This window comes from Pseudomonas brassicacearum, assembly GCF_003732175.1.
GTDB classification, from domain to species: domain Bacteria; phylum Pseudomonadota; class Gammaproteobacteria; order Pseudomonadales; family Pseudomonadaceae; genus Aquipseudomonas; species Aquipseudomonas brassicacearum_G.
The window spans coordinates 21031-34655 of sequence record NZ_MOBI01000014.1 but is presented as its reverse complement, the minus strand read 5'-3'; the positions used below and the strand labels follow the sequence as shown (position 1 = coordinate 34655).

The following is a 13625-nucleotide window of genomic DNA, read 5'->3' as shown; positions in this document are numbered from 1 at the left end:
ACACCAAAATCCACTGTGGGAGCGAGCCTGCTCGCGATTGGCCCTGAATAACACCAACAAAACTCAGAATTAGATCCACCCGCCCCACTGCAACACAAAGATCCCGAGGTTGGTGGTGACCGCCGCCATCAGCGTGGTGATGACGATGATCGCCGCCGCCAGTTCATGGTTGCCATTGGCCGCCCGGGCCATGACAAAACTGGCGGCGGCCGTCGGGCTGCCGAAGTACAGAAACAAAATCCCCAACTCCGCCCCGCGAAAACCCCAGAGCCAGGCCCCGAGCGTGGCCAGAATCGGCAAGCCGATCATCTTCACCAGACTTGAACTCAACGCCAGGTCACCGCTCTTGCGCAACGCCGCCAGTGACAACGTGCCGCCAATGCAGATCAACGCCAACGGCAAGGTCATCTGCGCCAGGTAGTTGCCGGACGTCTCCAGCCAACCGGGCAGGCCGATCTTGAAATAAGCGAACGGTGCAGCAGATATCACACTGATGATCAGCGGATTGCTGAGCACGCTTTTGCAAATGCTCCATGGATCGGACTTGATCACCGGGCTGTACACCGCCAGCACGATGGTCGACAGCGTGTTGTAAAACAGGATCACCAGCGCGGCGAGAATCGCCCCGAGGGAAATCCCGTAGTCGCCGTACATGCTCGCCGCCAGCGCCAGGCCGATGACCCCGTTATTGCCGCGAAACGCGCCTTGGGTATAGATCCCGCGATCCTCTCGCGGGCAACGCCAGATCGCCCAGCCCCAGGCAATGGCAAACGACGCCAGGGTTGCCAGGGCGAAATAGATCAGCAGCGCCGGCTTCAAGGCCGCGTGCAGGTCGGCGTGCACAATCCCGAGAAACAGCAACGCCGGCATGGTGACGTTGAACACCAGTGCCGAGGCGGTGTGAATGAAGTCGTCGTTGATCCAGTTGATGCGCTTGAGCAGAACACCCAAAAACAGCATGGCAAAGACTGGCGCGGTAATGGTCAGCGTTTCGAGAAAGATTGCCAGCATGCCGGGTGAACCTTGAGGGGGCGTCGTTAGGGGGCTAATGATAAGCCACTTTCCCACCAACTCCGTACCCGATCGTTCCCATGCTCTGCGTGGGAATGCCTCTTGCGACGCTCCGCGTCACGCTTTTGGGACGCAGAGCGTCCCGGGCTGCATTCCCACGCAGAGCGTGGGAACGATCATTACGTAATGGGTGCCGGGTTGAACAAGGTAATGTCGTTATGCAGCTTGTGCCGCTCCGCCCAGGTGTGCTTCCTGCCGCTGGCCACGTCCAGATAGAAGTGGAATAACTCCCAGCCCAATTCCTCGATGGATGCACGCCCCGTGGCAATCCGCCCCGCATCAATGTCGATCAGATCCGGCCAACGTTGCGCCAGCTCGGTTCGGGTCGAGACCTTGACCACCGGCGCCATCGCCAGGCCATAAGGCGTGCCGCGCCCGGTGGTGAACACGTGCAGGTTCATCCCGGCCGCCAGTTGCAAGGTGCCGCAGACAAAATCACTGGCCGGCGTTGCGCAGAAAATCAGCCCTTTGCGCTTGAAGCGTTCTCCCGGGCCGAGCACGCCGTTGATCGCGCTGTTGCCGGACTTGACGATCGAGCCCAGGGATTTCTCGACAATGTTCGACAACCCGCCCTTCTTGTTGCCCGGCGTGGTGTTGGCGCTGCGATCCGCTTCGCCCTTGGCCAGATAACGGTCGTACCAGTCCATTTCGCGCACCAGCTCCTGTGCGACTTCCTTAGTTTGTGCCCGCGACGTCAGCAGATAGATCGCATCACGCACTTCAGTGACTTCGGAAAACATCACCGTCGCCCCGGCCCGTAGCAGCAAGTCCGAGGCAAAACCCAAGGCCGGGTTGGCGGTGATCCCGGAAAACGCATCACTGCCACCGCACTGCATGCCGAGGATCAACTCGGATGCCGGCACGGTTTCGCGGCGGCGCTGATCGAGTTTCTTCAAACGGATTTCAGCCAACGCCATGATCTGCTCGATCATCTCGCTGAAACCGTGACTGGAATCCTGCAAGCGATACAACCACGGCTCGCTGAGGTCCACCGAACTGTCGTTCTCATGCATCACCTGCCCGGCCTGCAATTTTTCGCAGCCCAGACTGATGACCAGCGCTTCGCCTCCCAGGTTCGGGTTACGCGCCAGATTGCGCACGGTGCGGATCGGGATGTAGGCGTCGGTGGCAGTAATGGCCACGCCGCAGCCGTAACTGTGGGTCAACGCGATCACGTCATCGACGTGCGGGTACTTGGGCAGCAACTCGTCCTTGATGCGCTTGACCGCATGGTCGAGCACCCCGGTAACGCATTGCACCGTGGTCGTGATCCCGAGAATGTTGCGCGTGCCGACGGTGCCGTCGGCGTTGCGATAACCCTCGAAGGTGAAGCCATCCAGCGGCGCTTGTGCGGCCGGCACCTCGGTGGACAGCGGCAGGCTGTCCAGCGGCGGTGCGGTGGGCATGCGCAGCTGATCTTCCTTGACCCAGCTGCCACGCGGGATCGGTTGCAAGGCGTAGCCGATGGTCTGGCCGTAACGGATCACCTGGCCGCCTTCAGGGATATCCTCCAGCGTCACCTTGTGGCTCTGCGGCACGAACTCCAACGTCACCAAGCCGTCCGGGAATTCAGTGCCGGCCGGTACACCCTGGTCATTGACCACGATCACCACGTTGTCGCGCTCGTGCAGCCGGATGTAGCGTGGCGAGTCGGAATGTTCAATCAACTGCATGACGCCGCTCCTCAGGAATGCGCTTGAGACAATTTGTTAGTCAGTTCGGAGCCATTGGCGGGTGGCTCTTTGAGCACCACGCGTTTGATCGGTCCGACGATCACCAGGTAACTGAACACTGCGACCAGTGCATTGCAGCCGACAAACACCAGCGCCCATTTGAACGACCCGGTGGTACTGATGATGTAGCCAATCACGATCGGTGTAGTGATCGAAGCGATGTTGCCGAACATGTTGAACAGGCCGCCACTCAAGCCCGCGATCTGTTTTGGCGACGTGTCGGAAACCACCGCCCAACCCAATGCGCCCACGCCTTTACCGAAGAAGGCCAGGGCCATGAAACCCACGACGATCCATTCAATGTCCACGTAGTTGCAGGCCACGATACTGGTCGACAGTAACAACCCACCGATGATCGGCGCCTTGCGGGCGAAAGTCAGCGAATGGCCCTTGCGCAGCAGATAGTCGGAAATGAGTCCGCCCAGCACTCCACCGATAAACCCGCAGATTGCCGGCAGCGAGGCAATGAAACCGGCCTTGAGAATGGTCATGCCGCGTTCCTGCACCAGGTACACCGGGAACCAGGTCAGGAAGAAATAGGTGATGCCGTTGATGCAGTACTGGCCCAGGTACACGCCAAGCATCATGCGGTTGCTCAGCAGTTGGCGAACGTAATCCCACTTCGGCCCGTCGCTGCGTTTGCCCTGGTCTTGATCCATGTCGACCAGGCCACCGTTGTCGGCGATGTGCTTGAACTCGGCGTCATTGATCATCGGATGCTGGCGCGGGCTGTGGATAACCTTCAGCCAGATCAGCGAGAACACGATGCCGATTCCGCCCATCACCATAAACACGTGCTGCCAGCCGAAGGTGTAAACGATCCAGCCCATCAGCGGCGCAAAGATCACCGTGGCGAAGTATTGCGCCGAGTTGAAGATCGCCGAGGCGGTGCCGCGTTCGGCGGTTGGAAACCAGGCCGCAACAATGCGTGCGTTTCCGGGAAAGGATGGCGCTTCGGCCAGACCCACCAAAAAGCGCAACATGAACAGCGCGACGATGGCAGTGGAGACACCGAACTCACCGACATAGCCTTGCAGCACAGTGAACAGCGACCAGGTGAAGATGCTCAGGGCATAGACTTTTTTCGAACCGAAGCGGTCGAGCAGCCAGCCGCCAGGGATCTGACCGGCCACGTAGGCCCAACCGAATGCGGAGAAAATATAGCCGAGGGTGACGGCGTCGATGCCAAGGTCTTTTTGCAGGCTGGAGCCTGCAATGGCGATGGTGGCACGGTCGGCGTAGTTGATCGTGGTCACCAGAAACAGCATGAGCAGGATTAAATAGCGGACGTGGGTCGGCTTGGTCGCTTGCATGTAGATGTACTCCCACTAATTATTTTTTTTGCGGGTAATCGTTTTGTTTTTTGCTTTCTGTGGGAGCGAGCAAGCTCGCTCCCACAGAGGGCGGTGTTGCGTGTTACGAACCTACATAGGAAGTCTTCACCACGGTGTAGAACTCCTGCGCGTAGCGACCTTGCTCCCGCGATCCATAGGATGAACCTTTTCGGCCACCAAAGGGCACGTGGTAATCCACACCGGCAGTCGGCAGATTGACCATTACCATCCCGGCCTGGGAGTGGCGTTTGAAGTGGTTGGCATACTTCAACGACGTGGTCGCGATACCTGCCGACAAACCGAATTCGGTGTCATTGGCCATCGCCAGCGCCGCGTCGTAATCGGCCACCCGGACAATGTTCGCCACCGGACCGAAGATCTCTTCGCGGCTGATACGCATGGCAGCCTCACTGTCGGCAAACAGCGTTGGCGCGAGGTAATAGCCTTCGGTGTCGCAAGTCACCAAACCACCGCCGCTGACCAGTCGTGCACCTTCGGACTGGCCGATATCGATGTACTTCAAGTCCTGTTCCAGTTGTGCCTGGGAAACCACCGGGCCGATGTCGGTGCTGCTCTTCAAGGCATGCCCGACCTTGATCGACTTCATCCGCTCAGCCATGGCCTCGACGAATTTGTCGTGAATCCCGGCGGTGACGATCAGGCGGCTCGAGGCCGTGCAACGCTGGCCAGTGGAATAAAATGCACTCTGTACCGACAGCTCGACGGCTTGCTTGAGATCGGCGTCGTCGAGAATGATCTGCGGGTTCTTGCCGCCCATTTCCAACTGAACCTTGGCCTGACGCGATACGCAGCTAACCGCGATCTGCCGGCCCACGCCGACCGAACCGGTGAAGCTGATGCCGTCGACTTTCGGGCTGTTGACCATGGCATCGCCGATCACTCGACCGCTGCCCATCACCAGGTTGAACACCCCGGCCGGAAAACCGGCACGGGCAATGATTTCAGCCAGCGCCCAGGCGCAACCGGGCACCAGTTCCGCCGGCTTGAGCACCACGCAGTTGCCGTAGGCCAACGCCGGGGCGATCTTCCATGCCGGGATCGCAATCGGGAAGTTCCACGGGGTGATCAAACCGACCACGCCAAGGGCTTCGCGAGTGACTTCAACGTTGACGCCAGGACGCACCGACGGCAGGTAATCGCCAGACAGGCGCAGGCACTCACCCGCGAAAAATTTGAAGATGTTGCCGGCACGAGACACCTCGCCGATGGCCTCTGGCAGGGTCTTGCCCTCTTCCCGCGCCAGCAAGGTGCCGAGCTCTTCGCGACGAGCGAGGATTTCGCTGCCGACTTTATCCAGCGCATCGCTGCGTGCCTGAATGCCTGAGGTCGACCAGGCCGGAAATGCCGCACGAGCGGCGTCGATGGCGGCGTTCACCTGGGCCAGGTCAGCCTTGGCGTATTCGCCGATGACATCGGACAACTCGGACGGGTTGATATTGGTCGAGTACTCGGCACCTGCGACCCATTGGCCGCCAATGAAGTTGTCGAATCGTTTTACGTCTGCCACAGCGCTTTCCCCTTAACAGAAGTTCTTACGCAAAAAGCCGCTGATTGCTCAGCGGCCCTGGTTGATTCAGCGGGTTATTGCGCACCTTGCTTGTCCATCAACGCCGCGAGCATTTCGAACTCTTCTGGCGTCAGGTCAGTCAGCGGGGTACGTACGGGACCTGCATCGTAGCCGGCGATTTTCGCGCCCGCCTTGACGATGCTCACCGCGTAACCCGACTTGCGGTTACGGATGTCCAGATAAGGCAGAAAGAAGTCATCGATCAGTTTGCCAACGGTAGCGTGATCGTCACGTGCGATGGCGTGGTAGAAATCCATCGCCATTTTCGGCAGGAAGTTGAACACCGCCGAGGAATAGACCGGAACGCCCAGCGCCTTATACGCCGCGGCGTAGACTTCGGCAGTCGGCAGGCCTCCCAGGTAGCTGAAGCGATCACCGAGGCGGCGGCGGATCGACACCATCAACTCGATATCGCCCAGGCCATCCTTGTAGCCGATCAGGTTCGGGCAGCGTTCAGCCAGGCGTTCCAGCAGCGGTGCGGTCAGGCGGCAGACGTTACGGTTGTAGACGATCACACCAATCTTCACCGATTTGCATACGGCTTCAACGTGGGCGGCAACGCCGTCCTGACTGGCTTCAGTCAAGTAGTGCGGCAGCAACAGCAAGCCTTTGGCACCCAGGCGCTCGGCTTCTTGAGCGTATTCGATGGCCTGACGGGTAGAACCACCGACACCGGCCAGAATCGGCACGCTGCTGGCGCAGGTGTCTACAGCCGTCTTGATCACTTCAGAATATTCGCTGGCCGCCAGGGAAAAGAACTCACCGGTGCCGCCTGCGGCGAACAAGGCCGAAGCGCCGTATGGGGCCAGCCATTCAAGACGTTTGATATAGCCCGCGCGATGGAAATCGCCCTGAGCATTGAAATCGGTAACCGGGAAAGACAGCAAACCGGAGGAGAGGATGGACTTCAGTTCTTGTGGATTCATTGTTCGAACACCCTGGACGCACGTTGTGATGAGAAAACCCGTTCAGCTCTCGCCGAAGTTGTAAGTCATCGTACAACTTAAAATACAACCGTCAACTGCATTTCATCGCCAGATGGAAAATCCGGGTAAGAAAAAGCACTTCCTTGACGTAGGAGAGTTTGCAGCTATGCTCGGCAATAACTGTATGTACATACAGCTATTCGAAGCACAACCTACGACATATCAAGGAGCTAGAAATGTCAGGTCTACACACCCAATCGCAGGAAAACCTCAATCACGACGACCGGATCATTGCCGATCTAGATCAGCTGTTCAGCGAACGTGGCATTGCCATTTCCGCTGATGGCGATCACCTGATACTGCTGACTCGCAGTCAACACAGGCCCAAACATCACCCACCTGGTCTGGCTGGAAAATCGCTGAAAACCGAGCCTGCACCGCGCTTTGAAGGTGGCGAACACACCGCCATCGGCGATGCCACCCTGCTGCGCTTCGTCAAAGACGCGCCGGCAATTGCGGCCTGGCAAGTGCCATTGCACCTGCCCAATGGCCTGGCACTGAGCTACGGCCAAATCGTTTCGCTAGGCGGTGATTTCTACGGCATTCCCGACCAGCCAATCTGCGATGGCGCGACCCCGGTTGATCGCATTCAGCGTTTTACTGCTGCATTCAACTCGCTGGCCGTATTGCCAGCGTCGCGAGCAGAAGCCGGATTGATTCTCGGCGTGATGCAGAAGGAAATCGCTGCCGCCAATCAGGCGATCAAGGATGGCAAACAACCCCACGAAGCCTATGACGCTCTCGGTGATACGTTGTCCGAAGAGTGGAACAAGATCACCGGCGGCGGCAGTTTCGTCTCGGCACTGTTCCCCTTGGGGCGCTATCTGAAACTAGCGGCGAACAACGCCGACCATTTCGGCGAATGGGCATTGCTGGCATACATCGCCGGGCACACCGCCGCCCTGCAACAGGCCGTTCTGGCGCGTAACAGTGGCGATGACAAGCAGTTGGAACTGGCCTATGCGATGAACGCTTTTGCCGACCACTACCTGACCGACCTATTCTCTGCCGGCCACCTGCGGATCCCGCGCAAACAACTGGCGGCGGTGGTGACGCCGAGTGACCTGGGTTCGCTGATTACCCGATTCATGCACGACGAAGACAGCAAATACGGCCTCAACGTGAACAACGCCAACGGTGATCAGTGGCATGCCTACGGTGACAAACGCTACTTCGACTCGGTCGACAGCGCCAACCGCAAACAGGTCAAACTCGCGGTCCAGCGCTCGGCCGACGAAGTCTTCGAGACCTTCCTCAGCGGTTCACTGCCCGCGCCTTCCAGTTACGCTGCGCTGAAGTATCTGCCTGACCTCAATACCGTGAAAAAACCGGTGGGTAACTTCTCCGGGTTATTTGTTCTGGACGGCAACAAGGTGCTGCGCCGCAGCGACGTCAACAACCTCAACGACAGCAACCGGATCGACAACTGGTGGGGCTGGAGTACCTATCTGCTACTCAAGGACTACGCGCCGAACAAACCGGCCGGTTACCTGGAATCCCCTGCCGTTGCACCGACGATCCAGGCTGACGGCTGGCAGAGCCAAACGCCTGGCGAACCCAACTGGTTGCCCGGCAACACCGTGCGTTACGCCTTCAGCTACTTCAATGGTTTGAATGAGTCCTACATCGGCCCCTGGTCGAATTACACAGAGTTGAGCGAACGCTTCCAGCCGACGCTGAACGTGCCGGGCAACGGCGCCCCACGGAACATCTTCCGTCAGTTCCGTGGCGGCTCGCCGGAGCTGATCGGCTCGATCGACGCCCAAGCCACTATCTTCATTGACCGTAACGCCTGATAAGGAAATCACTGATGACTATCAACCTGACACTCGAACTGGCCTCGGGCCAATCCCTCAACGGCGCACCGCTGGAACTGCTGGCCAATGGTGTGCCGGTGGCTCGGGCAGTTGTGGATGACAAAGGGAACGTAGCGTTTAACGCCAAACCCGGAGCCGGGAAACTGGCGGTGAGGGTGGATCGTTCGATCATAAAAACCGGCTGATTTTTCAGCCATTGATCGTTCCCACGCTCTGCGTGGGAATGCAGCCCGGGACGCTCCGCGTCCCAGAAGCGTGACGCAGAGCGTCACAAGAGGTATTCCCACGCGGGAGCATGGGAACAATCATCACCCGACTCAAAAGCCTAGCCGCGCTGCGCCTCTGCCTCTTCATGGGCGTGGCGCAACCGTTCGCGGCTGTTGGTCAGGTGTAGGCGCATGGCCGCGCGGGCGGCGTCCGAATCCTGGCGGGCGATGGCGTCGTAGATTTCTTCGTGTTCACGCGCCAGACGATTCATGTAGTGCTGCTGGTCATCGTGGGCCAGCCGCGCAGAATTGAGCCGGGTACGCGGAATGATGCTGGTGCCCAGGTGGGTCATGATGTCAGTGAAGTAGCGGTTGCCAGTGGCGAGGGCAATCTGCAAATGGAACTGGAAGTCCGATGCCACCGCATCGCCGGCGTGGGCTGCGCTTTCGTTCAAGGCATCCAGTGCCGCGCGCATCAAGGCCAACTGTTCAGGGGTGCGGCGTTGCGCTGCCAAGCCTGCGGATTCCACTTCCAGACTGATGCGCAATTCCAGAATCGCCAGCACATCACGCAAGGTCACCACGGTCGCCGGATCAATGCGAAAGCCGCTTGGGCTCGGCGTGTCGAGCACAAACGTGCCGATGCCATGACGGGTTTCAACCTGCCCCGCCGCCTGCAAACGCGATATCGCTTCACGCACCACGGTGCGGCTGACGCCATGGGCTTCCATGATCGCCGACTCAGTGGGCAACTTGTCGCCACGCTTGAGCAGGCCGTCGCGAATCTGCTCGGACAGCACCGTGACCAGTTCCTGCGCGAGGCTGCGGCGCTTGCGGGGAAGACGAGGGGCGTCGATCGGGTTTTCCATGGTGAACATCAGTCTCAGGCAAACGGTTGAGAACGCATCATAGCGCAGCGCAGTTGTACGATCACTGTCTGAGAACACCATCCCCCTTGTGGGAGCGAGCTTGCTCGCGATAGCGGAGTGTCAGACACCTTGATGCTGGATATCAGACCGTCATCGTCGGATCGCCGCCCGGAGCAAGCTCGCTCCCACAGGGGGGTTGTGGTGTTTACGCTGTCACGGTCTGCTCCAGCAGATGGCCGCTCTCGATCCGCACATGCCGTGGATGGAAACGTTTCAGGCTGCTGCGATGGCCGACGCTAACGATGCTCAGGCCTGGCAAGTGATCGATCAGTGCCTGATACAGCGACGCTTCATCTTCTTCGTCCATCGCCGAGGTCGCTTCGTCCATGTACAGCCATTGCGGCGCGTAGAGCAGCGCTCGGGCAAATGCCAGACGTTGCTGCTCACCCGGTGAGAGCATTCGCTGCCAGTGATTGGCTTCGTCGAGACGGGAAACCAGATGCGGCAATCGGCAGGTTTCCAGCACGCGCACGTAGTGCTCGTGCGAGTAGGTGTCGCCGGCCTGTGGATAACTCAGGGCGTCACGCAGGCTGCCAATCGGCAGATACGGCTTTTGCGGGAGGAACAGATAACGCGCAGCCGGCAGTCGGATGTTGCCGTGACCCGCAGGCCAAAGGTGCCCCATCGCCCGCAGCAAGGTGGATTTGCCACTGCCGGAACGACCGCTGAGCATGACGCGCTCGCCCGCCTCTACCGTCATGTCGGCATTGGTCAGCAAGTGACGACCGTCGGCCAGGTCCAGACCCAGGTTGTGGATTTTCAGCTCTGAGCCCTGATTCTGCACGTCGATGGCCGGCTGGCGCTCTTCGTTTTCGCTCATGGCCTGACGGAAACTCAGCAAACGGTCGCAGGTGGCGCGCCACGAGGCGAGTTCCTGGTACGCACTGATGAACCAGCTGAAACTCTCCTGCACGTTGCCGAAGGCCGAGCTGATTTGCATCAGCTCACCGAGTTCGATCTTGCCGGCAAAGTAGCGCGGCGCGGCGACCATGAACGGGAAGATAATCGCGATCTGGCCGTAACCGGAGGTAAAGAAGGTCAGGCGCTTGGACACTTTCATGATGTCCCAGAAGTTGTGCCAGACCCTGCCAAACCGTGTGCTCAAGCGCTGATGTTCGTTCGGTTCGCCGTTGTACAGGGCGATACTCTCGGCGTTTTCACGCACCCGGACCATGGAAAAACGCAGGTCGGCTTCGAAGCGTTGTTGTTGGTTATTCAGACCGATCAAGCGGCGACCGATCAAATGCGTCAGCCAGCTGCCGACCGCGGCATAGACCACCACGCACCAGAACATGTAGCCGGGAATGGTCAAGCCGAACACTTCAATGCTGCCCGACACGCCCCACAGGATGATCGAGAACGACACCAGGTTGACGATATTGCGAATCAGGCCAAGCCCCAAAGCCAGGGTGTTGGACGTGAAGTTGTTAAGGTCTTCGGAAATCCGCTGGTCCGGGTTATCGGTGTAACCGCCCTGCTCCAGCTGATAGTAGTTCTTGTCGCCGAGCCAACGGGCGAAGTGCTTCTCGGTGAGCCAAGCCCGCCAGCGAATAGTCAGCATCTGAGTCAGGTAGAGCCGGTACACCGCCCCGACAATCGCCACCGCGGCAATCGCGCTGAAATACAGGATCAACTGCCAGAACGCCGCTTCGTCCTTCTTTTGCAGGGCGTTGTAGAAGTCCTTGTACCAGGTGTTGAACCACACCGAGATCCCCACGCTGATCAGCGACAGCACGATCACCGCGATCAGCAGTGCCCAGGCTGTACCCTTCTCTTCACTGCGCCAGTACGGCGTGATCATCTGCCAGACACGGCGAAAAAACTGCCCGCGCACAGTGTCGTTGACCGCGGAATATTCAGCGTTCTGATTCATGGTTCAGACTCGATAAAGAAAAGAACAGGCACGAGCCGATCATAGATGATCGGCTCGGGTTGTCGCGAGGTCTGGCGATAACCGTTCAGCGCCGGTTCAGCGACGAACGGGACGTTTCTGCAGTTTGCGCTGCAGGGTACGCCGGTGCATGCCCAGGGCGCGGGCAGTGGCGGAGATGTTGCCTTCGTGTTCGGTCAGCACGCGCTGGATGTGCTCCCATTGCAGGCGGTCCACCGACATCGGGTTTTCCGGCACCAGGGTGTCAAGGTCGGCGTGCTCTGAGAGCAAGGCGGCCAGCACGTCATCGGCGTCGGCCGGTTTGCACAGGTAATTGCAGGCGCCGCGCTTGATCGCTTCGACGGCGGTGGCAATGCTCGAGTAACCGGTGAGGATCACCACGCGCATTTCCGGGTCGAGCTCGAGCAGTTTTGGCAGCAGCACCAGGCCCGAATCGCCGTCCATTTTCAGGTCCAGCGCGGCATAGTCCGGCAGATCCTGCTGGGCGATGGTCAGGCCCTCTTCGGCAGAGCCTGCAGTGCTGACGCGAAAACCGCGACGGCTCATGGCGCGGGCCATCACGCGGGTGAACGTTGCGTCGTCGTCTACCAGCAACAAATGCGGCAGGTCTTCGCCTTCGACTTGGATCTCGTCACTCATGTTCGTCTCCTCGGGCGACACGGGGCAGGCGCAGCTCGGTGAGCGTACCGCCTTCCTCATGACTGTAGAGTTTCACTGAGCCGCCAGCGCGTGTCACGCTGGCTTTGCTCAAAAACAGGCCCAGGCCGAAACCTTTGCCCTTGGTGGTAAAAAACGGTTTGCCGATCTGTTCGGCAATCGCCAGCGGCACTCCGGGACCGTGGTCGCGAATACTGATGGTCAGCTCGAAGGCATCCCAGTTCAGCGTCACTTCCAGCCCATCAGGGCAGGCATCGGCGGCGTTGTTCAGCAAGTTCAGCAAGGCTTGGGTCAAGTCTGGCGGCGGCGCCAGACGCGGTTCATCACCAAGTCCCAGGCGCCGCAAGCGGTAGGTTGCTTCGGGGCGCATCAGGTGCCAGCGGTTAAGCGCTTCATCGAGCCAGACACTGACGCCCTGCATCTCTACCGCCAGCCGGCGATTGGCTTCGGCGGCGCGAACCAGCTGCTGCAAGGTCTCCTTGCACAGCTTTACCTGATCCTGCAGCACCCTCAAGTCATCTTGCAGCAGCGGGTCGTGATGATCCTGCTGCATTTCCTTGAGCAGCACGCTCATAGTCGCCAGCGGCGTACCCAATTCGTGAGCGGCGCCAGCGGCTTGGGTCGCAACAGCCAGCAGTTGCTGGTCGCGCAGGCCCTCTTCACGGCGAATCGCCCGCAGTTCTTCCTGACGGCGCAGCTCTTCGGCCATCCGCGCAGCAAAGAAGGTAATCACCGCAGCGGCCAAGGCAAAACTCAGCCACATGCCGTAGATCTGCATCTTTTCCCGGTACATCGGAAACGTTTCCAGCGGGTAAAACTGCGCCAGTAACAAGGTGTACATCGCCAGCGCGATGCCCGAAAGGATCACCGAATAACGCCACGGCAGCGTGACGGCGGCAATGGTCAGCGGCACCAGGTAATAGGAAACGAACGGGTTGGTCGAACCGCCGGAGAAATACAGCAGCGCACTGTGGATAAACAGGTCGCAGGCCAGTTGCACGGCGTATTCGAGCTCGGTGACTGGCCACGAAGTGCGCAAGCGAATTGCGGTAAAGGCACACAGCAGCATCGAGCAACCGAGGGTCGCCGCCAGTTGAAACCATGGCAGCGGCAGCAGGTTGAACCAGTAGGCGAGCCCCACCGAACCGGCCTGAGCGGCCAGCACCAGGGTGCGGATAAATGTCAGTCGCCAGAGGTTCTGGCGAGTTGCGGAAAGCAGTTGTACGGGGGCGAGCATGAGCTCTCCTGATGAGCGCTCCAGGCGGATCGCGTCGAGTATAACCAAGCGGGGGCCCCCACAGGCAAAAGTGCGGCAAAGCGCCACAGGACTGAAGATCTACTGTGGTGAGGGAGCTTGCTCCCTCACCACAAAAGCTCTTCGCCAAGGGGAATGGTATGCGGTCAGATCTGTAT

The 13625-nt window shown here is 59.5% G+C and carries 11 protein-coding genes; 2 read left to right on the top strand and 9 right to left on the bottom strand.

All coding sequences use genetic code 11. The annotated features are described in order from the left end of the window. Nucleotides 1–69 precede the first annotated feature (69 nt). The 5 genes from BK658_RS12820 to kdgD form a co-directional block, all read right to left on the bottom strand. On the bottom strand, nucleotides 70–1011 hold the full coding sequence (locus BK658_RS12820) for an AEC family transporter (RefSeq protein ID WP_123582607.1): 942 nt from the start codon (nucleotides 1009–1011) through the stop codon (nucleotides 70–72). 179 nt (nucleotides 1012–1190) lie between these two features. After that, a complete protein-coding gene (gene garD, locus BK658_RS12815) occupies nucleotides 1191–2744 on the bottom strand; it encodes a galactarate dehydratase (RefSeq protein WP_123582606.1) in 1554 nt (517 codons plus the stop codon). 11 nt (nucleotides 2745–2755) lie between these two features. Beyond that, nucleotides 2756–4117 carry an MFS transporter gene (locus tag BK658_RS12810; protein ID WP_123582605.1) on the bottom strand — a complete coding sequence of 454 codons (1362 nt, stop codon included), beginning with the start codon at nucleotides 4115–4117 and terminating at the stop codon, nucleotides 2756–2758. Between the two features lie 103 nt (nucleotides 4118–4220). Beyond that, nucleotides 4221–5666, bottom strand: coding sequence for an aldehyde dehydrogenase family protein (locus tag BK658_RS12805; RefSeq protein WP_123582604.1), 1446 nt, complete (start codon nucleotides 5664–5666; stop codon nucleotides 4221–4223). Nucleotides 5667–5740: 74 nt separating this feature from the next. Beyond that, nucleotides 5741–6652 (bottom strand): 5-dehydro-4-deoxyglucarate dehydratase, encoded by a 912-nt coding sequence (gene kdgD / locus BK658_RS12800; RefSeq protein WP_123582603.1) that lies wholly within the window; start codon nucleotides 6650–6652, stop codon nucleotides 5741–5743. Nucleotides 6653–6888: 236 nt separating this feature from the next. On the opposite strand from kdgD, the gene BK658_RS12795 reads away from it, so the two are divergent. Together BK658_RS12795 and BK658_RS12790 are read left to right on the top strand one after the other, a co-directional pair. Further along, nucleotides 6889–8508, top strand: a complete 1620-nt coding sequence (locus BK658_RS12795) for a phospholipase (protein ID WP_123582602.1) — start codon at nucleotides 6889–6891, stop codon at nucleotides 8506–8508. A gap of 14 nt (nucleotides 8509–8522) precedes the next feature. Continuing rightward, nucleotides 8523–8714 (top strand): hypothetical protein, encoded by a 192-nt coding sequence (locus tag BK658_RS12790; protein ID WP_123582601.1) that lies wholly within the window; start codon nucleotides 8523–8525, stop codon nucleotides 8712–8714. Between the two features lie 140 nt (nucleotides 8715–8854). On the opposite strand, the gene BK658_RS12785 is transcribed toward BK658_RS12790, so the two are convergent. The 4 genes from BK658_RS12785 to BK658_RS12770 form a co-directional block, all read right to left on the bottom strand. Then, on the bottom strand, nucleotides 8855–9604 hold the full coding sequence (locus BK658_RS12785; RefSeq protein ID WP_185019818.1) for a FadR/GntR family transcriptional regulator: 750 nt from the start codon (nucleotides 9602–9604) through the stop codon (nucleotides 8855–8857). Between the two features lie 205 nt (nucleotides 9605–9809). After that, nucleotides 9810–11537: an ABC transporter ATP-binding protein/permease gene (locus BK658_RS12780; protein WP_123582599.1), complete on the bottom strand. Its 1728-nt coding sequence runs from the start codon at nucleotides 11535–11537 to the stop codon at nucleotides 9810–9812. Between the two features lie 96 nt (nucleotides 11538–11633). After that, entirely contained in the window at nucleotides 11634–12194 is a 561-nt protein-coding gene (locus BK658_RS12775) for a response regulator transcription factor (protein WP_123582598.1), read from the bottom strand. Beyond that, complete coding sequence (locus tag BK658_RS12770; protein ID WP_123582597.1) at nucleotides 12187–13449, bottom strand: ATP-binding protein; 1263 nt, start codon at nucleotides 13447–13449, stop codon at nucleotides 12187–12189. Before BK658_RS12770 ends, BK658_RS12775 begins: the two co-directional genes overlap by 8 nt. Between the last annotated feature and the right edge of the window lie 176 nt (nucleotides 13450–13625).

What these genes read in the sequence shown, in the direction of transcription:
- BK658_RS12785 (WP_185019818.1), bottom strand. Translation starts at nt 9,604, where the DNA reads ATGGAAAACCCGATCGACGCCCCTCGTCTTCCCCGCAAGCGCCGCAGC.
- BK658_RS12820 (WP_123582607.1), bottom strand. Translation starts at nt 1,011, where the DNA reads ATGCTGGCAATCTTTCTCGAAACGCTGACCATTACCGCGCCAGTCTTT.
- BK658_RS12780 (WP_123582599.1), bottom strand. Translation starts at nt 11,537, where the DNA reads ATGAATCAGAACGCTGAATATTCCGCGGTCAACGACACTGTGCGCGGG.
- BK658_RS12775 (WP_123582598.1), bottom strand. Translation starts at nt 12,194, where the DNA reads ATGAGTGACGAGATCCAAGTCGAAGGCGAAGACCTGCCGCATTTGTTG.
- BK658_RS12795 (WP_123582602.1), top strand. Translation starts at nt 6,889, where the DNA reads ATGTCAGGTCTACACACCCAATCGCAGGAAAACCTCAATCACGACGAC.
- BK658_RS12770 (WP_123582597.1), bottom strand. Translation starts at nt 13,449, where the DNA reads ATGCTCGCCCCCGTACAACTGCTTTCCGCAACTCGCCAGAACCTCTGG.
- BK658_RS12790 (WP_123582601.1), top strand. Translation starts at nt 8,523, where the DNA reads ATGACTATCAACCTGACACTCGAACTGGCCTCGGGCCAATCCCTCAAC.
- BK658_RS12810 (WP_123582605.1), bottom strand. Translation starts at nt 4,117, where the DNA reads ATGCAAGCGACCAAGCCGACCCACGTCCGCTATTTAATCCTGCTCATG.
- kdgD (WP_123582603.1), bottom strand. Translation starts at nt 6,652, where the DNA reads ATGAATCCACAAGAACTGAAGTCCATCCTCTCCTCCGGTTTGCTGTCT.
- garD (WP_123582606.1), bottom strand. Translation starts at nt 2,744, where the DNA reads ATGCAGTTGATTGAACATTCCGACTCGCCACGCTACATCCGGCTGCAC.